This window comes from Streptomyces sp. NPDC004266, from assembly GCF_042874095.1.
Taxonomy (GTDB): Bacteria; Actinomycetota; Actinomycetes; order Streptomycetales; family Streptomycetaceae; genus Streptomyces.
This window is the reverse complement of the sequence record NZ_JBIAMM010000003.1, coordinates 623,248-642,997: the sequence shown is the minus strand read 5'-3', so window position 1 is coordinate 642,997 and position 19,750 is coordinate 623,248. Positions and strand designations below refer to the sequence as shown.

Here is a 19,750-nt window from a genome sequence, read left to right as displayed (position 1 = left end):
CATCGCCCTATCTTCGCTGATGAAACCGCCCACGTGTGACGGCTTGGCGGCTCTCTTTACCCGATCCCCGCACACTTGACCGGTCTGACCGTCTTGACCTGCGGTGGTGTGGCCGGTTTCCATGCGAAGAAGCGTATGGTCACTCTGTGTATCACGGAGAGTGACTCCGGGCAATGATTGTCGTTGTTGCACTCTTGGGGCCGCGTCAGACGCCATCCCCTCGCGGTGCCTCGGCGCCTAGACTGACCGCCCGGGCGTACTGCCATGAACCGAGGGGTGGTTGACGGTGCGTAGGGCTGGCAAGGCCTGGTGGTGGGCCGGCGGGGGGCTGGGGGTCTGTCTCGGTCTCGTCGCCCTGCTCGTGGTCGGCACGTACTCCGCGGCGGCCGGCATCGCCGGTGGCGCGGGTGCCAAGAACGGTGCCGTGGCCCTCGCGAAGGGCTCCGTCCCCGCCCTCTACCAGGGGCTCGTGCAGCGGTGGGGGAACCTGTGCCCCGCCATCAACCCGGCGCTGCTCGCCGCCCAGCTCTACCAGGAGAGCGGCTGGAACCCGCGAGCGGTCTCCCCGGCCGACGCCCGGGGCATCGCCCAGTTCATCCCCGGCACCTGGGCCGGGCACGGCATCGACGGCGACGGGGACGGGGACCGGGACATCTGGGACCCGCAGGACGCCATTCCGTCGGCCGCCTCGTACGACTGCGAACTCGCCGGCTACGTGAAGGACGTCCCCGGGGACCCGGCGAACAACATGCTGGCCGCGTACAACGCGGGCGCGTACCGGGTCATCAGGCACGGCGGGGTGCCGCCCATCAGCGAGACGCAGAACTACGTCCGCATCATCCGGTCCCTGGAGAAGAGCTTCGCCCGGCCGGTGGGCCGGGTCGCGCCCTCGCAGCAGGCCGCGGCCGCCATCCACTACGCGCAGCAGAAGCTGGGCACCCCGTATCTCTGGGGCGGTACGGGCACGGCCGCGCAGAACGGGCGCTTCGACTGCTCCGGGCTCACCCAGGCCGCGTACGACAGCGTCGGCGTGCAGCTGCCGCGCGTCGCCAACGACCAGTACAACGCCGGTCCGCACCCGGGCCGGGACGAGCTGCTCCCGGGCGACCTCGTGTTCTTCTCGGACGACCTGACCAACTCCCGGGCCATCCGGCACGTCGGCATCTACGTCGGCGGCGGCTACATGATCGACGCGCCGCGCACCGGGGCAGTGATCCGCTTCGACCGGATCGACACCCCGGACTACTTCGGGGCCACCCGGGTCACCCAGGAGGGCGCGGCGGCGCTGCCCACCCATCTCCCGCAGGCCTGAGGGAGGCAGACGGGGCGTCGGACGGCCTTCGGGGCGTATCGGGCATGGCTGGAACTCTCCGTCATGCGCGGGCCCTGGGCTGCGGCGGGCCGTCACTCTTCGATAACGTCGGCATGATCCACCGGAGAGAGCGGAACGTACGCCTCAGGCGGTTCGTTCCCTGATCCGACCGCTCTGACCACGGGGGTTGGAAACCAGACACGAGAGCAAGGGGCCGCAGCAGATGGCTGGACTCGCATCGGACGGCTCGAACCCCGATGTCGGCCTGCTCTACGACATCAACGGGCTGGCCAAGGCCGCTCCGCCGTGGTTCGACCGCGTCATGGAGTTCGTCGGCGAGTACGGGATCGTGCTCGCGATGGTCCTCGTCGTGCTCTGGTGCTGGTGGAGCGTCCGCAGGCGCGGCACCCTCACCGACTCCGTCTCGGCCGTCGCCGGGCTCGTGTGGGCCCCGCTGGCGGCCGGAATCGCCCTCCTGGTCAACATCCCCATCCGCGGCTTCGTCGAGCGCCCCAGACCCTTCAGGGACCACCAGGGTCTGGAGGTCCTCGTCGACGGGAAGACGGACTTCTCCTTCGTCAGCGACCACGCCACGCTGACGATGGCGCTCGGCGTCGGCCTCTTCGTCGCCCACCGCCGGTTCGGCCTCGCCGCCATCGCCCTCGCCCTCGCCGAGGGCTTCGCCCGGGTCTACATGGGCGTCCACTACCCGACCGACGTCATCGGCGGCTTCGCCCTGGGCACGGCCGTGGCGCTGCTCCTCGCCCCGGTCGCGCTCGCCCTGCTGACGCCCGTCGTCTCCGCCGTCGCCCGCTCCGGCCGCGGCGCCCGGCTCGTCCGCTCCCGCCGGGGCGACGCGGCGCGCCGCCACGAGACCGTCGGCATCCCCGAGACCCGGCTCGGCGGCACCGCCGACACCGGCCGGAACGACCTCGCCGCGTAGGGCCGATCCGGGGGCCCGGTCCTAGGAGTTGCTCGCCCGCAGGTGTTCCGCCGCGTCCGTGCGGGCCTTGTCGCGGGATCTGCGGGCCGGTCCCGTCCAGCCGCAACTGCACCGTGCCAGCGCGAACGATCCGCGCTCCGTCGTCGTGGTGGTGTGGGAGGAAGCCTGCGCGTGCACCCCACCACCGTACTGCGCGTGACGGCACGCCCCCACCGTCGTTATGCGGATCGGGTGTCCCCGGGCCCGCGGGCCCCGGGAAGGGCGGTGCCGGGCGAACAGCGGTGAGGCGTTGGGGGTTGGCGGCGATGGTGGTGCAGCGGTACGGGCGTCCGCAGGGCTTCGGGAGCGGGGCGTTCGCCGCCGCCGTCCTGGTCGGCTCCCTCGTCGGGACCGCGGCGGTCACGGGCTGCGCCGCCCCCCAGGACCCGAAGGCGGCGGCCGCCGACTCCGCCCTCGCCGTACGGAACGCCGCCGACGTCCTGGCGAGGGCCGGCACCTCCAAGGCGAGCACCTCCATGGAGATGGCCGCCGGCGGGACCCGGGTCACCATCCGCGGCGAGGGCGGCTACGACTTCCGGCGCCGCACCGGGCGGCTCCAGGTGCTGCTGCCGAAGGACCCGGCGGGGGCGAGCGAGCACCGGCCGATCACCGAGCTCCTCATCCCCGGCGCGCTCTACATGAAGAACAGGGGTGCCGGAGTGCCCGCCGACAAGTGGGTCCGCATCGACACCACCGCCCTCGACGACGGGAACTTCGTCACCAACGGTGCCACCGACCCGGCCGCCGCGGCGGAGCTGCTGCGGGGCGCCCGCGAGGTCACGTACCTCGGCGAGGTCGATCTGGCAGGGGTGAAAGTCGGCCACTACCGGGGCGTCGCCGACATCGCGCACGCCGCCCGGGCCGCCTCGCCGCAGCTGCGCGGGGTGCTCGCCGCGGCGGCGAAAGGGTTCGCCAAGGACACGGTGCCCTTCGACGCGTACCTCGACGGCGAGGGGCGGCTGCGGAAGGTGCGCCACCAGTTCAGCTTCAGCAACCAGGGCCGGACGGTCGCGGTCGCCTCGACGACCCTGCTGTACGGCTTCGGGGTCCCCGTCGAGGTGACGCTGCCGGACCGCCGGGACATCTACGCGGGGAAGATCGAGGCCTGACCCGGCCGTGGCGGCACGGAGCAGCGGTACGGACCATCGGCAAATGGTCCAGACGTGTCATGTGCCCTACGCGTCGCCGTACCTACGCTGGGAGACCGCTGGGAGACCGACGCCGGCAGGAAGAGGTGGATGCGCGTGGCCCCGCCCGGTACAGCAACCGTGCCCGCAGACCCGGACCGCGTCGCCCTCGCGGAGATCGAGCTCTGCGGCGAGCTGATCATCGCGGCGTCGGCCGCGGACGGGGAGCGGCTCAGCGCCGACCGGATCGACGAGGTGCTGCGGGTGGCGGCGGAGCGGGCCGCGGAGGAACTCTGACGGACACGGCCCCGCCCCGCCCGGCTCAGGTGCGCATCATGCGGGCGATGGCCTTCGTGGCCTCCTCGACCTTCTCGTCGATGCCCGTGCCGGTGGCCGCCGCGTCCGCGACGCAGTGCCGCAGGTGCTCCTCCAGGAGCTGGAGGGCGAAGGACTGGAGGGCCTTCGTCGAGGCCGACACCTGCGTGAGTATGTCGATGCAGTAGACGTCCTCGTCGACCATCCGCTGGAGGCCGCGGATCTGGCCCTCGATCCGGCGCAGCCGCTTGAGGTGCTCGTCCTTCTGCTTGTGGTATCCGTGCACGCCGTGGTCGTGCCCGTGCGCGTGGTCGGCCGGCTCGACGGCCCCGACGGCCTCGGGGGTGACCTGGTCCGCCTCGGTGGTCGTCATCGCGTCCTCCCGTTGTCCAGAAAAGGGGGTGTATACCCCTCGTGGGTATATGGTACCGATCCCCGCCGATCCGGGCGGGGGCCCGTGCAGTTCACTGTGCCTGATGGGCGACACTGAGAGACGCCGGTTAGCCGTGGCCGGATGATGCGCCTAGCATCAGCCTGACCGAAACCCAGCACACCCGAGGACCTCACGTGCGATTTCGTCTGACCCCCAGGGAGACGAGCTTCTACGACATGTTCGCCGCGTCCGCGGACAACATCGTCACGGGCTCCAAGCTCCTGATGGAACTGCTCGGAGCGGAGCCTTCCGCCCGGGCCGAGATCGCGGAGCGGATGCGGGCAGCGGAGCACGCCGGTGACGACGCCACCCACGCGATCTTCCACCAGCTGAACTCCTCCTTCATCACGCCGTTCGACCGCGAGGACATCTACTCCCTCGCGTCGTCCCTCGACGACATCATGGACTTCATGGAAGAGGCCGTCGACCTGGTCGTCCTCTACAACATCGAAGAGCTCCCCAAGGGTGTCGAGCAGCAGATCGAGGTCCTGGCCCGGGCCGCGGAGCTGACCGCCGAGGCCATGCCGAACCTGCGGACGATGTCCAACCTCACCGAGTACTGGATCGAGGTCAACCGCCTCGAGAACCAGGCGGACCAGATCCACCGCAAGCTGCTCGCCCACCTCTTCAACGGCAAGTACGACGCCATCGAGGTGCTGAAGCTCAAGCAGGTCGTGGACGTGCTGGAGGAGGCGGCCGACGCCTTCGAGCACGTGGCCAACACGGTGGAGACCATCGCGGTCAAGGAGTCCTGAGCTTCGTGGACACCTTCGCTCTGATCGTGACCATCGGGGTCGCGCTCGGCTTCACGTATACGAACGGCTTCCACGACTCCGCCAACGCCATCGCCACCTCGGTGTCGACCCGGGCGCTGACCCCCCGGGCGGCGCTGGCGATGGCGGCGGTCATGAACCTGGCGGGCGCCTTCCTCGGCAGCGGCGTCGCGCACACCGTCAGCAAGGGTCTGATCGAGACGCCGACGGGCAATTCGGGGATGGGCATCCTCTTCGCCGCGTTGCTCGGCGCGATCGTCTGGAACCTGGTCACCTGGTACTTCGGTCTTCCCTCGTCCTCCTCGCACGCGCTCTTCGGCGGCATGGTGGGCGCGGCGCTCGCGGGTGGCACGGAGGTCATCTGGTCGGGCGTCCTGGAGAAGGTTGTCATCCCGATGTTCCTCTCCCCGGTCGTCGGCCTGATCGCCGGTTACCTGGTGATGACCGCGATCCTGTGGATGTTCCGCAAGGCGAACCCGCACAAGGCCAAGCGCGGCTTCCGCATCGCGCAGACCGTCTCGGCGGCCGGCATGGCGCTCGGCCACGGCCTCCAGGACGCGCAGAAGACGATGGGCATCGTGGTGATGGCCCTGGTCATCGGCGACGTGCAGAGCGCGGACGCGCCGATCCCGGTGTGGGTGAAGTTCGCCTGCGCCGTGATGCTCTCGCTCGGTACGTACGCGGGCGGCTGGCGGATCATGCGGACCCTCGGCCGCAAGATCATCGAGCTGGACCCGCCGCAGGGCTTCGCCGCGGAGACGACGGGCGCGTCGATCATGTTCGTCACCGCCTTCATCTTCAAGGCGCCGATCTCCACGACCCACGTCATCACCTCGGCGATCATGGGCGTGGGCGCCACCAAGCGCGTCAACGCGGTCCGCTGGGGCGTCGCCAAGAACATCGTCCTCGGCTGGTTCATCACGATGCCGGCGGCGGCGATCGTCGCCGCGGTGAGCTACTACGTCGTGCAGCTGATCTTCGGGTAGGACCCTCCGGACGTGGTCGGGCCCGGCTCCCCCGTGGGGGAGCCGGGCCCTTCGTCTTGCGGTGGCACCGCCATGCAGCACCACAAGACGGGTCTTATCCGAAGCGGCCGGAGATGTAGTCCTCGGTCGCCTGGACGCTCGGGTTGGAGAAGATGCGCTCGGTGTCGTCCAGCTCGATCAGCTTGCCGGGCTGGCCGACGGCCGCCAGGTTGAAGAAGGCCGTACGGTCCGAGACGCGGGCGGCCTGCTGCATGTTGTGCGTCACGATGACGATCGTGAAGCGCTCCTTCAGCTCGCCGATCAGGTCCTCGATGGCGAGGGTGGAGATCGGGTCGAGGGCCGAGCAGGGCTCGTCCATCAGCAGGACGTCCGGCTCGACCGCGATCGCGCGGGCGATGCACAGACGCTGCTGCTGGCCGCCGGAGAGGCCGGAGCCCGGCTTGTTGAGGCGGTCCTTGACCTCGTTCCAGAGGTTGGCGCCCTTGAGGGACCGCTCGACGATGTCGCTGAGCTGCGACTTCTTGTACTTGCCGTTGAGGCGCAGGCCCGCCGCCACGTTGTCGAAGATCGACATGGTGGGGAAGGGGTTCGGGCGCTGGAAGACCATGCCGACCGTGCGGCGCACGGCGACGGGGTCGACGTTCGCCCCGTACAGGTTCTCGTCGTCCAGCATCACCTTGCCCTCGACGCGACCGCCGGGGGTGACCTCGTGCATGCGGTTCAGGGTGCGCAGGAAGGTGGACTTGCCGCAGCCGGAGGGGCCGATGAAGGCCGTCACGGAGCGGGGCTCGACGGTCATCGAGATGTCGTCGATCGCCTTGTGGGCGCCGTAGTAGGCGGAGAGGCCGCTGACGTCGATTCGCTTGGCCATGTGAATCACTTCCAATTTACCGCGGTCAGCGGCCGGTCTTCGGGGCCTTCCAGCGGGCGATGCCGCGGGCCACCAGGTTGAGGATCATGACGAAGGCGATCAGGACGAGCGCGGCGGCCCAGGCGCGGGCCACGGCGGCGTCGGTGCCGACCGCGTACTGCTCGTACACGTAGAGCGGCAGGGAGGACTGGGCGCCTTCGAAGGGGTTCGGGTTGATGAGCTTCGTACCGAACACGAGGAGCAGGACCGGGGCCGTCTCACCGGTGATGCGGGCGACCGCGAGCATGACGCCCGTGGTGATGCCGCCGATCGCGGTGGGCAGGACCACCTTCAGGATGGTGCGCCACTTGGGGATGCCGAGGGCGAGGGAGGCCTCGCGGAGCTCGTTCGGGACGAGCTTGAGCATCTCCTCGGTGGAGCGGACCACGACCGGCATCATCAGGATGGCGAGGGCCATCGCGCCGGCGAAACCGGAGGGGCCGAAGCCCAGGATCAGGTTCCAGGTGGCGAGGATGAAGAGGCCGGCGACGATCGACGGGATGCCCGTCATGACGTCGACGAAGAAGGTGACGGCGTGGGCCAGCTTTCCGCCGCCGTACTCGACGAGGTAGACGGCGGTGAGGAGGCCGATGGGCGCGGCGATCAGCGTCGCGATGCCGACCTGCTCGATGGTGCCGAGCAGCGCGTGGTAGACGCCGCCGCCCTCCTCGGCGTCGAGGACGCCGTTCATCGAGTGGGTCAGGAAGTACGGGCTGAGGGCTTCCAGGCCCTTGCTGATCGTGACCCAGGCGAGGGAGAGCAGCGGGACGACGGCGAGGACGAAGCAGACCCAGACGAGGCTGGTCGCGACGCGGTCCTTGGCCTGGCGGCGGCCCTCGACCTTGGTGGTCACGGCGAAGGTGACGAGGACGAAGAGCAGCGCGGAGATCAGGCCCCACTGGACCTTGCTGTGCCAGCCGGCGGCGAGGCCGATGCCGATGCCCGCGGCGATCGAGCCCGCGGCGACGGCGGCCGGGGTCCAGCGGGGGAGCCGGGCGTGGGAGAGGGACCCGCGGCGCGGGGCCACCGAGACCGGACGTTCCTGTATGGCGTGGCTCATGCCGCGGCCCCCGAGTACTCCTTGCGGCGGCCGATGATCCAGCGGGCGGCGCCGTTGACCAGCAGGGTGATGACGAAGAGGACGAGACCGGAGGCGATCAGCGCGTCCCGGCCGAACTCGTTGGCCTCGTTGAACTTCGCGGCGATGTTCTGGGCGAAGGTGCCGCCGCCCGGGTCGAGCAGGTGGCCCGAGAGCACGAAGCTGGGGGAGAGGACGACGGCGACGGCCATCGTCTCGCCGAGCGCGCGGCCGAGGCCCAGCATGGAGGCGGAGATGATGCCGGAGCGGCCGAAGGGCAGCACCGACATGCGGATGACCTCCCAGCGCGTGGCGCCGAGGGCGAGGGCGGCTTCCTCGTGCATCCGCGGGACCTGGAGGAAGACCTCGCGGGTCACGTTGGTGATGATCGGCAGGATCATGATCGCCAGCAGGATGCCCACGGTGAAGAGGTTGCGGGCGACGCCGTCGCTGGACTTGTCGAAGACGTACGTCCAGCCCAGGTACTGGTCGAGCCACTTGTTGAGGCCGTCCAGGTACGGGACGAGGAAGATCGCGCCCCAGAGGCCGTAGATGATGCTGGGCACGGCGGCGAGCAGGTCGACCACGTACGCGAGCGGCTTGGCCAGCTTGCGCGGCGCGTAGTGCGAGATGAAGAGGGCGATCCCGATCGCGACGGGCACGGCGATGAGCATCGCGATGACCGAGGAGACGAGCGTGCCGAAGGCGAGGACGGCGATGCCGAAGACCGGCGGGCTGCCCGCCGGGTTCCACTCGAAGGTGGTGAAGAAGCTGGTGCTGTCCTTCGAGATGGCGAGGACGGCACGGTAGGTCAGGAAGACCGCGATCGCGGCCATGATCACGAGGAGGGTGATGCCGGAGCCTCGGGACAGGCCGCTGAAGATGCGGTCCCCGGGGCGGGTCGCGCTCTTGGCGCTCCGGCTCCTGTGTATGTCGGGTGAGGTGGTAGCCATCGGTTTTCTCCGGTCTGCGGGTCCCGTACGCGAGTACGGGGGCCCTGGCGGCGGTGCACCGGATGCCGGGGCCGGCCCCTCCACGGGAGGTGAGGGGCCGGACCCGGCCGGGGGTCAGGACAGGGTCGGGACGATCGCGCGGACCTTGGCCGCGATCTCGGCCGGGAGCGGGGCGTAGCCGGCGTCGGAGAGGACCTTCTGGCCCTCCTCGCTGGCGGTGTAGGTGAGGAACGCCTTCAGGGTCGGCAGGGTCTCCGCCTTGTTGCCCTTGTCGCAGGCGATCTCGTACGTGACGAGGGTCAGCGGGTAGGCGCCCTCGGCCTTGGTCGTGTAGTCGAGGGAGAGGGCCAGGTCGCTGCCCGTGCCCTTGACCTTGGCGGCGGCGATGGCCTTCGAGGCGTTCTCCGTGGAGGCGGCGACCGGGGCGGCGGCACCGGTGTTGATGCTGACCGTGGAGATCTTGTTGGCCGTCGCGTAGGAGAGCTCGAAGTAGCCGATGGAGCCCTCGGCGTCCTTGACCGCGGTGGCGACACCGGAGGAGCCGTTGGCGGCCTGGCCACCCGGGGCGGGCCACGACTTCGTCTTCGGGTCGTACTTCCAGTCGGCCTTCGCGGTGGCCGAGAGGTACTTGCCCAGGTTCTGGGTGGTGCCCGACTCGTCCGAGCGGTGGAAGGCCTGGATGGTGGTGTCGGGGAGCTTCGCGCCCGGGTTCAGCTTGGAGATCGCCGGGTCGTTCCACTTGGTGATCTTCGTGTCGAAGATCTTGGCCAGGGTGGGGGCGTCCAGGACCAGGTTGTCCACGCCCTCCAGCTTGTAGCCGATGGCGATGGGGCCGCCGACCATCGGCAGGTTGATGCCCTTGCCGCCCTTGCAGATCTTCTGCGACTCGGCGACCTCTTCGTCCTTGAGGGCGGAGTCGGAGCCGGCGAAGGTGACCTGGCCCTGGTTGAACTTGGTGATGCCGCCGCCGGAGCCGATGGCCTGGTAGTTGACCTCGACGCCGGAGCACGCGGCCTGGAAGTTCTTGACCCACAGGTCCATCGCGTTCTTCTGCGCGCTGGATCCGGCGGCGAGGAGCTGGCCCTTGGCGCCGTCACACGCGATGTTCGACGCGGCGGCGGAGGTCTTGGTGCCGCCGTCCTTGGTCGGGGTCTCCGTGTTGTTGTCCGAGCCACACGCCGAGAGGACGAGCGCACCGGAGACGACGAGGGCACCGATCGCGGAGGCGCGAAGCCCGTTCTTGCGCGAAAGCTTCACTTTCGGGTGTTCCTTCCAGAAGCCGCCTTGTCGCGGACCGTGTGTCCTGACCGTTCTACGGCGGCGTGTGTCGGTTGGTCGGTGCGTCGTTGTGCTCCTTGCACCGTGTACGGCCGAAATTAGGCAGAACAGGTGAAGCGGTCGACGGGGGAGGGTGAACGGGAAGTGAACCGTGCCGGAAGCGCGGGTGCGGGGCCCTTGGGCGGGCGGCGGTCGCGGGTGGGCGTTTCCTCTGCCGGGGCGGTGCCCGCCCCGGCCCCGCTCCGTTGTGGGCAGGCGTTCCGCCCCAGCGGGACGATTGCCCACACGGGCGGGGCGGGAGCCCCGGAGCGGGGTGCGGCCCACACGGCGGGTGGGAGCCGCCCTGCGGGGTGCTTGCCCACACGGCTGGGGTGGTCAGGGGCGCCGGGGTGCGGGTGTGGTCCGCGTCGGTCAGGGGTGGGTGGTGGCCATGGCTACGTCCAGGAGTTCTCGGTCTCTCGGTTGGGTGAGGCGGTGGCGGGCCGTCGACGGGGGGAGCCAGACGAGGGCGTCGATCTCCCTCGTCGGGACGAAGCCGCCGTCCAGCGCCCGGGCCGACCAGTACGCGACCTCCTTGGGCCGCCCGTCCACCGTGTAGTGGGCCGTCGGCAGGCGCGGGCCGAGCTCGCAGCGCCGGCCCGTCTCCTCCAGGACCTCGCGCAGCGCGCACGCCTCCGCCGTCTCGCCGCGCTTCCGTTTGCCCTTGGGGTGCGACCAGTCGTCCCACTTCGGTCGGTGGACCAGGGCGATCTCGATGCCCTGGCCGGAAATCGCCGGCCGCCACAGCACGCAGCCCGCCGCCAGGATGGGGGTCGGCGTGCTCATGGGACCGGTGCCGTCGTTCTGCGCCAGGCGCGCTGGAAGGCGAAGCGCGCGGCCTCGACCTCGTGGCGCTGGTCGGCGTGGAGGACGCCCAGGGCGTAGGCGGTGGCGGGGGCGATGCGCGGGGTGCGGGCGGCGGTGGCGGCGGCCGCCGCGGCCTCCGCCGCGTCGCGGTGCCGGTCCAGGGCCCTGGCCGCCTCGTACAGGACGGAGTCGGGTTCGCCGCCGGTGTGCAGGGCCTCGGTGGCGTACCGGTGCAGGCGCAGCAGGAGCCGGGTCTGGTGCCAGGGCGCGTCCTGGCTCTCGCCGGCGGCCAGGGCGAGGGCGTCGGCGTTGTACGGGTGGGCCGCCCGGGCGAGGGGGAGTGCGGCGACCGCGTCGAGGAGGCGCCGCTCGGCGAGCTCGGCGGGGGCGTCGATGACCTCGATGGCCGGGGCCGCGCCGGCCGGGCCGAGCGGGACCTCGGAGGCGAGGAGGGCGACGGCGTCGGCGACCGCGTGGAAGCGGGCGGAGCCGAGCGCCTGGAGGGAGGCGGAGTGGGCGCGCGTGCGGGCCAGGGTCAACTGGCGTTCGAGGAGGGCGCCGGCGCGGGCGGCACCCACCGTGAGGCCCGTGCCGCCCTCCGTGCCCCTGGCCGCCGGCACCGGACCCCCGCCGCTCGACAGGCGGGACAGTGCGTCCACCAGCCGGACGAGCCGGGAGGTGCAGGCCTGTTCCAGGGCCAGCGTGCCGGAGAGCCAGGCGAGTTCGGTGCGCAGCTGGTCGGCCCAGGCCGTGTCGAGCAGCGGCCGGAAGGTGTGGAGGGTGCCGCCGATCCGGCGGGCCGCGCCCCGCAGCGTACGGGCGGCCTCCTCCGCTCCGGCCGTGTCGGAGCCGCTCTCGGTGTGCAGGCGCAGGCCGCGGAGGAAGTCCGCGGCCCGCGCGTGCAGGTAGGGGGCCAGGACCTCGCCCGCCGTGACGTCCTGCGAGTGGTCAGGGTTGTGCACGCCGGCGCCTCCGCGCGTCGATGAGCATCTCCTGGACGTGCCGCAGGGGCCTGCCCTCGGGGTCGGTCGCGTGCCGCGTCCAGTTCCCGTCGGGGCCGAGGTGCCAGGAGGAGGTGGTGTCGGACATCCCGGTCTCCAGGAGCCGGGTGAGCGCTGCCCGGTGCGCCGGGTCGGAGACCCGTACGAGGGCCTCGATCCGGCGGTCCAGGTTGCGGTGCATCATGTCGGCGCTGCCGAACCAGACCTCGGGTTCGCCGCCGTTGCCGAAGGCGAAGACCCGGGAGTGCTCCAGGAAGCGGCCGAGGATCGAGCGGACCCGGATGTTCTCCGAGAGGCCGGTGACGCCGGGGCGGACGGCGCAGATGCCGCGGACCCAGATGTCGACGGGGACGCCGGCCCGGGAGGCCTGGTAGCAGGCGTCGATGACGGCCTCGTCGACCATCGAGTTGACCTTGATGCGGACGTACGCCGGGCGTCCCGCGCGGTGGTGCGCGATCTCCTTGGTGATCCGGGAGACCAGGCCGTCCCGCAGGGACTTGGGGGCGGTGAGCAGGCGGCGGTACGTCTCGCGGCGGGAGTAGCCGGAGAGCCGGTTGAACAGGTCGGAGAGGTCGGCGCCGACCTGCGGGTCCGCGGTGAGCAGGCCCAGGTCCTCGTAGAGCCGGGCCGTCTTCGGGTGGTAGTTGCCGGTGCCGACGTGCGAGTAGCGGCGCAGGAGCTCGCCCTCCTGCCGTACGACCAGCGACAGCTTGCAGTGGGTCTTCAGGCCGACGAGGCCGTAGACGACGTGGCAGCCGGCCTCCTCCAGCTTCCGTGCCCACTTGATGTTGGCCTGCTCGTCGAAGCGGGCCTTGATCTCGACGAGGACGAGGACCTGCTTGCCGGACTCGGCGGCGTCGATGAGGGCGTCCACTATCGGGGAGTCGCCGGAGGTCCGGTACAGCGTCTGCTTGATCGCGAGGACGTCCGGGTCGGCCGCGGCCTGCTCCAGGAAGGCCTGCACGGACGTGGAGAAGGAGTCGTACGGGTGGTGCAGGAGCACGTCCCGCTCGCGCAGCGCGGCGAATATGTCGGGCGCGGACGCCGACTCGACCTCGGCGAGGTCCCGGTGGGTGCCGGCGACGAACTTCGGGTACTTCAGCTCGGGCCGGTCCTGGCCGGCGATCCCGAAGAGGCCGGTGAGGTCGAGCGGGCCGGGCAGCGGGTAGACCTCGGCGTCGGAGACCTTCAGCTCGCGCACCAGCAGGTCGAGGACGTACGGGTCGATGGACTCCTCGACCTCCAGGCGCACCGGGGGCCCGAAGCGGCGCCGCATGAGCTCCTTCTCCAGGGCCTGGAGCAGGTTCTCCGCGTCGTCCTCCTCGACCTCCAGGTCCTCGTTCCTGGTCACCCGGAACATGTGGTGCGCGAGCACCTCCATGCCGGGGAACAGCTCCTCCAGGTGCGCGGCGATGACGTCCTCCAGGGGCACGTACCGCTGCGGGGAGGCCTCCAGGAAGCGGGAGAGCAGCGGCGGCACCTTCACGCGCGCGAAGTGGCGGTGGCCGCTGACCGGGTTGCGCACGACCACGGCGAGGTTGAGGCTGAGGCCGGAGATGTACGGGAAGGGGTGGGCCGGGTCCACGGCCAGCGGGGTGAGGACCGGGAAGATCTGCTGGCGGAAGAGGGTGAAGAGCCGCGCCTGCTCCTTCTCCGTGAGCTCGGGCCAGCGGATCAGGTGGATGCCCTCGTCGGCGAGGGCCGGGGCGACGTCCTGCTGGTAGCAGGCGGCGTGCCGGGCCATGAGCTCGCGCGAGCGGGTCCAGATGAGGTCGAGGACCTCGCGGGGCTGGAGGCCGGAGGCGGAGCGGGTGGCGACGCCGGTGGCGATGCGGCGCTTCAGGCCGGCGACGCGGACCATGAAGAACTCGTCGAGGTTCGAGGCGAAGATCGCGAGGAAGTTCGCTCGTTCGAGGAGGGGGGTCGTCGGGTCCTCGGCGAGTTCGAGGACGCGCTCGTTGAACGCGAGCCAGCTGCGTTCCCGGTCGAGGAAACGGCCCTGCGGCAGGTCGTCGCCGAGTGCGCCGTCGTCCTCGTAGGTGTCGGGATCGGAGTCCAGGTCGGGGTCGATGTCGGTCACGACGGCCCCGTTCACCACGGCCGCGCGGTGCGCGGTCATGGAACCGAGGGACGGCGTGGTGGACGGCGTTCCGGACGACAGGACGGACGGCGTGGCGGAGGACTGGACCGGGACCTCGGCGGGCTGCTGGCTCATGGCCCCATTCTTCCGCGCGAAGGGGTGGTCGGGCGCGTCGGAGCGGGCCGTGGGGGAGGGAAGTCTCCCCTTGGGGAGGGCGGACACGGAGCGCTGCATTGCGTGAGCGTCGCAAGCGCGTCTGAATGGCCGGTAACGACGACATGTCGTACGGGAATCGGGGGTGGGGCCCTTGGCGGGGCCCCGCCCCCGGTATGTCTACGCGTGTCCTCTACGCGCGTCTTCCGGGACGGTGCCGGGGGAGGCGGGCGCGCAGGACGCGGAAGGCGGCGTGGGTCGCGAGGGCGGCGAGGGCGAGGAGGATGCCGGACTCGATGAGCTGGGTGGGCCAGAAATGGGCGAAGGGGTGGTAGTCGAGGTACTGGGCGCTGATCGCCTCGTCGGGACGGCAGCTGCCGTCGGGGACGTCCGTGTCGTAGCAGAAGTACCCGGGGAGCCGCTGTCCGCCGGCGCTGATCAGCCCCTGTTCCATGAGCAGGCCGCTCCCGGGCGCCTGGAGGGCGTAGACGCCCTCGTGGGCCCGGCCGGTGATCGTCCGTACCGGAAGGAGGTCCCAGCGGAAGGCGCCGAGGGCGAGCATGACCAGGCCCACCACCCCGCCGGTGGCGGCCATGGCCACCAGAGTGCGGCGGACCAGCTGGCCGACGAGGGCGCCGACGGCGATGGCGAGCAGGACGTACGAGGCGAGGACCGTGCCGGTGGCCTCGTACGGGCCGCGCTCGGCCCAGTGGAGGCCGTAGGTGCCCGAGACCCGCTGCCAGCCGATCAGATAGACCGCCGTGAGGGCGAGAGTGGTCGCGAGGGAGGCGGCGGTCGCGGTGAGGAGCTTGGTCCGGAGCCAGGTGACCGGGGTGATCGACTGGGTGAGCGACAGCTTGTACGTCCCCGACTCGAACTCGCGGGCGATCAGGGGGCCCGCGACGAAAGCCCCGACGAGCAGGGGCAGCGCGAGCATGCCCTGGGAGAACTGCGCCATGGCGGCGCGCAGCAGGTCGTAGCCCCGGCCCCACCTGTCCGGGAGCTCGGCGTCCTTGCTCGCGTCCCAGATCCGCAGCCCCCCGATCACCGCCAGGGACACGGCCACCGCCGCGACCGCCAGCCACAGCGCCCGCCGGTGCTGGCGGGCCGTCGCCCAGGAGGGGCCCTTCAGGGTGAGGGTGCTCATGCCGGGGCTCCTTCGGGAGTGCGGAGGTGGGCGAGGAGGAGGTCCTCCAGGGAGGGTTCGGTGGCCACCCACGGGCCTTCGACGGGGCCCTCGCGGCGGACGAGGGCGGTGAGCTGACGGCCCGTCGTCCGGGACTCGACGACCGTGTGCGGGGAGAGGTCGGAGACCGGGCCGGTCACCAGGGTGTGCGCGGCGAGCAGGTCGTCGATCGCGCCGTCGAGGCGGATGCGGCCGCCCTGCACGAGGAGCAGGTGGTCGCAGGCGCCCTCCAGCTCGGTGAGGATGTGCGAGGACATGACGACGGTCGTGCCGCGTTCCGCGGCGTCGGCCAGGAGGGCGCCCATGAGTTCGCGCCGGGCGAGGGGGTCGAGGTCCGCCATCGGCTCGTCCAGGAGCAGCAGTTCGGGCCGCTTGCCGAGGGCGAGGGCGAGGGCGAGCCGGGTGCGCTGCCCGCCGGAGAGGGAGCGGACCCGGGCGTCCGCGGCCAGTGGGCCGGCCGCGACGACGCGCTCGGCGACGGCCGGGTCCCAGCGGTCGGGGTTGAGCTCGCGGCCCAGGCGCAGCGTCTCGGCGACGGTGAGCTGTCCGTACAGGGGCTTGTCCTGGGCGACGTACGCGAGGCCGTCCCTCGCGGGGGCCGTGATCCGGCCCTCCGTGGGGCGCAGCAGGCCGGCGGCCAGGCCGAGGAGGGTCGACTTCCCCGCCCCGTTGGGGCCGACGACGGCGACGACCCGGCCGGCGGGCAGGGCGAACGTGCAGTCCTTCAGGGCCCAGGCCCCGCCACGGCGTCGGTAGCGCAGGCCGAGGCCCTCGGCCTCGATCACCGGGTCGGTCGTTCGTCCCCCTCGAAGTGTTCCTTCAGCACGGATGTGAAGAGCGCGGCCACGTCCTCCCGCTCCAGTCCCGCGGCGCGTGCCCGGCGGGCCCAGTCGGTGAGTTCGCCGCGCAGCGGCGAGTCGGCGGGGCCGGTGCCGAGGGTGGCGCGGACGAAGGTGCCGAGGCCGCGGCGGGCTTCGACGAGGCCTTCGCGTTCGAGCTCGCGGTAGGCCTTGAGGACCGTGTTGGGGTTGATGGCCGTCGCTTCGACGACCTCGCGTGCGGTGGGCAGCCGGTCGCCGGGCTCCAGGAGGCCCATCCGGAGGGCCTGCTTCGTCTGCTGGACGATCTGGAGGTAGGTGGCGACGCCGCTGCGCCGGTCGATGCGGTACTCGACCACGATCCCTTCCACCACCCTTTCACTAATCAAGTAGTGAAAGGGTGGTGGAAAGGAGGGGGCGGTGTCAACCGCCCCCTTCCCGAAGCGACTTACGACTCCGTGCGGTACGGGCCGGTCACGACTCCGTGCGGTACATCAGGTCCACCTCGTGCGTCGTGAACCCGATGCCCTCGTAGACCCGCACCGCCGCCTTGTTGTCCGCGTCCACGTACAGCATCGCCGTCGGCAGCCCCTGCGCCGCCAGGTGCCGCAGGCCGATCGCGGTCAGCGCCTTGCCGAGGCCGCCGCCCTGGGCGTCCGGCAGGATGCCGACCACGTACACCTCGCCGAGCTGCTCCTCGGCGTGCGTCTTGGTCCAGTGGAAGCCGACGAGCCGCCCGTCCTTCTCCGCGAGGAAGAAGCCCTTCGGGTCGAACCACGGCTCGGCCATCCGGTCGTCCAGGTCCCGCTGCGCGAGCGAGCCCTGCTCCGGGTGGTGCGCGAAGGCGGCGGCGTTGACGGTGAGCCAGGCCGTGTCGTCCTGGCCGGGGACGAAGGTCCGGACGGTGACGCCCTCGGGCAGCACCGGCTCCGGGATGTCGAGCGGCACCAGGGGGCGGCGCAGCTGGCGCAGCTCGCGGAAGAGCGTCAGGCCGAGGACCTGGGCGAGGTGCCGGGCCGCCGCCTTGCCGCCGTGCGCCCAGACGCGCAGCCGCTTGCCGGAGGCGTTGAGCAGGGCGGTGCCGAGCGCGCGGCCGTGGCCGCGGCCCCGGTGGGAGGGGTGGACGACCAGCTCCGCGGCCGGGGCCTCGATCGGGTCGGTCTCCTCCAGCTGGGCGTAGCCGTAGAGCCGGGGGCCGACGGTGAGGAGGAAGTGCCGCACGCCCTCGCGCCTGCCGTGGCGCAGGTAGAGCCGCCCCTGCTCGGACACGGCGTGCATGCCGTCGGCCTGGGCGGCGGCCGTGAGCAGCTCCAGTACGTCCTGGACCTGCTCGGGCGTGAGCTCGTCATACGTGTGGATCTGCCGTCCCGGTTCGAGGGCCGGCACCGTGTCGGAAGTCATGGCTACGAGCCTACGGCGACACCTCGTCAGCCAAGGGCAACTGTCTTGTAACCCACTCCCCCCTGTTGCGCTACGCGCGTTGACTCTAGGCTGCACGCGCAACGGGGGAGCAGATCAACGCCGCGAAACGGGGCAAGGGGCCTAGGGGAGAGATGGCAGCGACACAGAGGAAGAACAAGACGGCACGGCGAATTCTCGCCGCCGGGGCCGGGCTTGCGACGGTCGGCGCGCTCGTCGCCGCGATGCCGTCGGCCGGGGCGGCCGGGGACGAGTACGCCGCCGGGCAGGGGACGAACGGCAAGGGATGGGGCCGGATGGTCGACGTCCAGCTGCTGTCCTTCAACGACCTGCACGGCAACCTGGAGCCGCCGGCCGGCAACTCCGGCCAGGTCACCCGGATCAAGGAGGACGGCACCACCGAGAAGATCGACGCGGGTGGCGTCGAGTACCTGGCCACGCACCTGCGCCAGGCCCGTCAGGGGAATCGTTACTCCATCACCGCCGCCGCCGGTGACATGATCGGCGCCTCGCCGCTGCTGTCCGGTCTCTTCCACGACGAGCCGACCATCGAGGCGCTCAACGACCTGGACCTGGACGTCACCTCCGTGGGCAACCACGAGTTCGACGAGGGCGCGACCGAGCTGGCCCGTATGCAGAACGGCGGCTGTCACCCGACCGACGGCTGCTACGTCGCCGGCAAGACCTTCCAGGGCGCGGACTTCCCGTACCTCGCGGCCAACGTGACGAACGAGAAGACGGGCAAGCCGATCCTCGACCCCACCTTCATCTGGGAGAAGGACGGCGTCCGGATCGGCTTCATCGGCGTGACCCTGGAGGGCACCCCGAACGTCGTCACCGCCGCGGGCGTCAAGGGCCTCAAGTTCGGTGACGAGGTCGAGACGATCAACAAGTACACGAAGATCCTGGAGCGCAAGGGCGTCAAGTCCATCGTCGCGCTGGTCCACGAGGGCGGCATGCCGGCCTCGGACGCGTTCAACTACAACTGCGACGGGGACGGCGACGGGGACGGCGAGGGCGTGTCCGGCGCGATCGTCGACATCGCCAAGAACGTCTCGCCGCAGGTCGACGCGCTGGTCACCGGCCACACCCACCAGGCGTACGTGTGCACCATCCCGGACCCGGCGGGCAATCCGCGCCTGGTCACCTCGGCGTCCTCGATCGGCAAGCTGTACACGGACACCACGCTGACCTACGACCGCCGCACGAAGGACATCGTGCGCACCGCGGTCGCCTCGGCCAACCACGTCGTCTCGCGCGACGTGCCGAAGGCCGGAGACATGACCAAGCTCATCCAGGACTGGAACACGCTGGCGGCCCCGATCGCCAACCGTCCGCAGGGCTGGATCGCCGCCGACATCAACGGCCGCGGCTCCACGGCGTACGAGAAGCCGCTCGGCGACGTGATCGCCGACGCGCAGCTGGAGGGCCTCGCCCCGGCGGACAAGGGCGGCGCGCAGCTGGCCCTGATGAACCCGGGCGGCATCCGCGGCGACCTCGTCTTCAAGGCGTCCGGCGCCGAGGGCGACGGCGTGGTGACCTACCGCGAGTCCTTCACGGTCCAGCCCTTCACCAACATGATGAACGTGGTCGACCTGTCCGGTGCGAACCTGATCACCGCGCTGAAGCAGCAGGTCAGCGGCGCGAACCTGAAGTCGGTGAAGATCCTCCAGGTCTCCAGGGGCCTGACCTACACGCTCGACATGACCAAGACGGGCGCGGACCGCGTCGTCGACGGCACGATCAGGCTGAACGGTGAGCCGATCGACCCGGCGAAGACCTACCGCGTCGCGATGAACGAGTTCCTCGCGGGCGGCGGCGACGGCTTCGGCGCCCTGGCCACGGGCACGAACAAGCTGGTCGGCGCCTCGGACCTCGACCTCTTCAACGGCTACCTGGCGGCCCACTCCTCGGCGGCGGCCCCGCTCCAGGTGCCGGCGGCGGACCGCATCACCGTGGTGAACCCCCCGAAGCCGTAACCGGCCTCCGGGGCCACAGCGCCGGGACCCCGCCGGGCCGTGACGGCCCGGCGGGGTCCCGTGCTTCCCGTACGAAAGCCGGCTCCGGCGCAGGCCGCATGGTTCACGGGCATTTCACTCC

At 71.1% G+C, this 19,750-nt stretch carries 20 protein-coding genes; 7 read left to right on the top strand and 13 right to left on the bottom strand.

Annotated features, from left to right (window positions below):
• Window positions 1-280 precede the first annotated feature (280 nt).
• Window positions 281-1,312, top strand: a complete 1,032-nt coding sequence (locus ACFYUZ_RS11100) for an NlpC/P60 family protein (RefSeq protein WP_389307713.1) — start codon at window positions 281-283, stop codon at window positions 1,310-1,312.
• A gap of 223 nt (window positions 1,313-1,535) precedes the next feature.
• Entirely contained in the window at window positions 1,536-2,255 is a 720-nt protein-coding gene (locus ACFYUZ_RS11095; RefSeq protein ID WP_389307711.1) for a phosphatase PAP2 family protein, read from the top strand.
• A gap of 21 nt (window positions 2,256-2,276) precedes the next feature.
• Here the strand turns inward: ACFYUZ_RS11095 and ACFYUZ_RS11090 are convergent, their stop codons facing one another.
• Complete coding sequence (locus ACFYUZ_RS11090; RefSeq protein WP_389307710.1) at window positions 2,277-2,468, bottom strand: hypothetical protein; 192 nt, start codon at window positions 2,466-2,468, stop codon at window positions 2,277-2,279.
• 92 nt (window positions 2,469-2,560) lie between these two features.
• On the opposite strand from ACFYUZ_RS11090, the gene ACFYUZ_RS11085 reads away from it, so the two are divergent.
• The gene (locus ACFYUZ_RS11085; RefSeq protein ID WP_389307708.1) at window positions 2,561-3,403 is read left to right on the top strand and encodes a hypothetical protein; all 843 of its coding nucleotides are present in this window, start codon (window positions 2,561-2,563) and stop codon (window positions 3,401-3,403) included.
• 129 nt (window positions 3,404-3,532) lie between these two features.
• Window positions 3,533-3,718, top strand: a complete 186-nt coding sequence (locus ACFYUZ_RS11080) for a hypothetical protein (RefSeq protein ID WP_030694181.1) — start codon at window positions 3,533-3,535, stop codon at window positions 3,716-3,718.
• 25 nt (window positions 3,719-3,743) lie between these two features.
• On the opposite strand, the gene ACFYUZ_RS11075 is transcribed toward ACFYUZ_RS11080, so the two are convergent.
• On the bottom strand, window positions 3,744-4,109 hold the full coding sequence (locus ACFYUZ_RS11075) for a metal-sensitive transcriptional regulator (RefSeq protein ID WP_123453933.1): 366 nt from the start codon (window positions 4,107-4,109) through the stop codon (window positions 3,744-3,746).
• Between the two features lie 194 nt (window positions 4,110-4,303).
• Between ACFYUZ_RS11075 and ACFYUZ_RS11070 the strand changes: the two genes are divergently transcribed.
• Window positions 4,304-4,924: a DUF47 domain-containing protein gene (locus tag ACFYUZ_RS11070; RefSeq protein ID WP_041130381.1), complete on the top strand. Its 621-nt coding sequence runs from the start codon at window positions 4,304-4,306 to the stop codon at window positions 4,922-4,924.
• A gap of 5 nt (window positions 4,925-4,929) precedes the next feature.
• Window positions 4,930-5,928, top strand: a complete 999-nt coding sequence (locus ACFYUZ_RS11065; RefSeq protein ID WP_389307706.1) for an anion permease — start codon at window positions 4,930-4,932, stop codon at window positions 5,926-5,928.
• 94 nt (window positions 5,929-6,022) lie between these two features.
• On the opposite strand, the gene pstB is transcribed toward ACFYUZ_RS11065, so the two are convergent.
• From pstB to mshD, 11 genes are all read right to left on the bottom strand, one after another.
• The gene (gene pstB / locus ACFYUZ_RS11060; RefSeq protein WP_389307704.1) at window positions 6,023-6,799 is read right to left on the bottom strand and encodes a phosphate ABC transporter ATP-binding protein PstB; all 777 of its coding nucleotides are present in this window, start codon (window positions 6,797-6,799) and stop codon (window positions 6,023-6,025) included.
• 25 nt (window positions 6,800-6,824) lie between these two features.
• Window positions 6,825-7,898: a phosphate ABC transporter permease PstA gene (pstA, locus tag ACFYUZ_RS11055; protein WP_389307702.1), complete on the bottom strand. Its 1,074-nt coding sequence runs from the start codon at window positions 7,896-7,898 to the stop codon at window positions 6,825-6,827.
• Window positions 7,895-8,869: a phosphate ABC transporter permease subunit PstC gene (gene pstC, locus ACFYUZ_RS11050; RefSeq protein ID WP_389307701.1), complete on the bottom strand. Its 975-nt coding sequence runs from the start codon at window positions 8,867-8,869 to the stop codon at window positions 7,895-7,897. The genes pstA and pstC overlap by 4 nt, the downstream gene beginning before the upstream one ends.
• 114 nt (window positions 8,870-8,983) lie before the next feature.
• The gene (gene pstS / locus ACFYUZ_RS11045) at window positions 8,984-10,126 is read right to left on the bottom strand and encodes a phosphate ABC transporter substrate-binding protein PstS (protein WP_389307700.1); all 1,143 of its coding nucleotides are present in this window, start codon (window positions 10,124-10,126) and stop codon (window positions 8,984-8,986) included.
• Between the two features lie 432 nt (window positions 10,127-10,558).
• Window positions 10,559-10,972, bottom strand: coding sequence for an NUDIX hydrolase (locus tag ACFYUZ_RS11040; protein ID WP_389307699.1), 414 nt, complete (start codon window positions 10,970-10,972; stop codon window positions 10,559-10,561).
• The gene (locus tag ACFYUZ_RS11035) at window positions 10,969-11,955 is read right to left on the bottom strand and encodes a CHAD domain-containing protein (protein ID WP_389307697.1); all 987 of its coding nucleotides are present in this window, start codon (window positions 11,953-11,955) and stop codon (window positions 10,969-10,971) included. The genes ACFYUZ_RS11040 and ACFYUZ_RS11035 overlap by 4 nt, the downstream gene beginning before the upstream one ends.
• A complete protein-coding gene (locus ACFYUZ_RS11030) occupies window positions 11,942-14,209 on the bottom strand; it encodes an RNA degradosome polyphosphate kinase (RefSeq protein WP_389307695.1) in 2,268 nt (755 codons plus the stop codon). Before ACFYUZ_RS11030 ends, ACFYUZ_RS11035 begins: the two co-directional genes overlap by 14 nt.
• A 211-nt stretch (window positions 14,210-14,420) precedes the next feature.
• The gene (locus ACFYUZ_RS11025) at window positions 14,421-15,374 is read right to left on the bottom strand and encodes an ABC transporter permease (RefSeq protein ID WP_389307694.1); all 954 of its coding nucleotides are present in this window, start codon (window positions 15,372-15,374) and stop codon (window positions 14,421-14,423) included.
• Entirely contained in the window at window positions 15,371-16,198 is an 828-nt protein-coding gene (locus tag ACFYUZ_RS11020; protein WP_389307692.1) for an ABC transporter ATP-binding protein, read from the bottom strand. Before ACFYUZ_RS11020 ends, ACFYUZ_RS11025 begins: the two co-directional genes overlap by 4 nt.
• A complete protein-coding gene (locus ACFYUZ_RS11015) occupies window positions 16,195-16,590 on the bottom strand; it encodes a GntR family transcriptional regulator (RefSeq protein WP_389307775.1) in 396 nt (131 codons plus the stop codon). Before ACFYUZ_RS11015 ends, ACFYUZ_RS11020 begins: the two co-directional genes overlap by 4 nt.
• Before the next feature lie 115 nt (window positions 16,591-16,705).
• Complete coding sequence (gene mshD / locus ACFYUZ_RS11010; protein ID WP_389307691.1) at window positions 16,706-17,632, bottom strand: mycothiol synthase; 927 nt, start codon at window positions 17,630-17,632, stop codon at window positions 16,706-16,708.
• 152 nt (window positions 17,633-17,784) lie between these two features.
• Here mshD and ACFYUZ_RS11005 point away from each other — a divergent pair, with 152 nt between their 5' ends.
• Window positions 17,785-19,629 carry a bifunctional metallophosphatase/5'-nucleotidase gene (locus ACFYUZ_RS11005; protein WP_389307689.1) on the top strand — a complete coding sequence of 615 codons (1,845 nt, stop codon included), beginning with the start codon at window positions 17,785-17,787 and terminating at the stop codon, window positions 19,627-19,629.
• The last annotated feature ends 121 nt before the right edge of the window (window positions 19,630-19,750 follow it).

Excerpts from the sequence above, each read along its gene's own strand:
- ACFYUZ_RS11030 (WP_389307695.1), bottom strand. The coding sequence starts at position 14,209 with ATGAGCCAGCAGCCCGCCGAGGTCCCGGTCCAGTCCTCCGCCACGCCG.
- ACFYUZ_RS11075 (WP_123453933.1), bottom strand. The coding sequence starts at position 4,109 with ATGACGACCACCGAGGCGGACCAGGTCACCCCCGAGGCCGTCGGGGCC.
- ACFYUZ_RS11025 (WP_389307694.1), bottom strand. The coding sequence starts at position 15,374 with ATGAGCACCCTCACCCTGAAGGGCCCCTCCTGGGCGACGGCCCGCCAG.
- pstA (WP_389307702.1), bottom strand. The coding sequence starts at position 7,898 with ATGAGCCACGCCATACAGGAACGTCCGGTCTCGGTGGCCCCGCGCCGC.
- pstB (WP_389307704.1), bottom strand. The coding sequence starts at position 6,799 with ATGGCCAAGCGAATCGACGTCAGCGGCCTCTCCGCCTACTACGGCGCC.
- pstC (WP_389307701.1), bottom strand. The coding sequence starts at position 8,869 with ATGGCTACCACCTCACCCGACATACACAGGAGCCGGAGCGCCAAGAGC.
- ACFYUZ_RS11040 (WP_389307699.1), bottom strand. The coding sequence starts at position 10,972 with ATGAGCACGCCGACCCCCATCCTGGCGGCGGGCTGCGTGCTGTGGCGG.
- ACFYUZ_RS11005 (WP_389307689.1), top strand. The coding sequence starts at position 17,785 with ATGGCAGCGACACAGAGGAAGAACAAGACGGCACGGCGAATTCTCGCC.
- ACFYUZ_RS11095 (WP_389307711.1), top strand. The coding sequence starts at position 1,536 with ATGGCTGGACTCGCATCGGACGGCTCGAACCCCGATGTCGGCCTGCTC.
- mshD (WP_389307691.1), bottom strand. The coding sequence starts at position 17,632 with ATGACTTCCGACACGGTGCCGGCCCTCGAACCGGGACGGCAGATCCAC.
- ACFYUZ_RS11080 (WP_030694181.1), top strand. The coding sequence starts at position 3,533 with ATGCGCGTGGCCCCGCCCGGTACAGCAACCGTGCCCGCAGACCCGGAC.
- ACFYUZ_RS11085 (WP_389307708.1), top strand. The coding sequence starts at position 2,561 with ATGGTGGTGCAGCGGTACGGGCGTCCGCAGGGCTTCGGGAGCGGGGCG.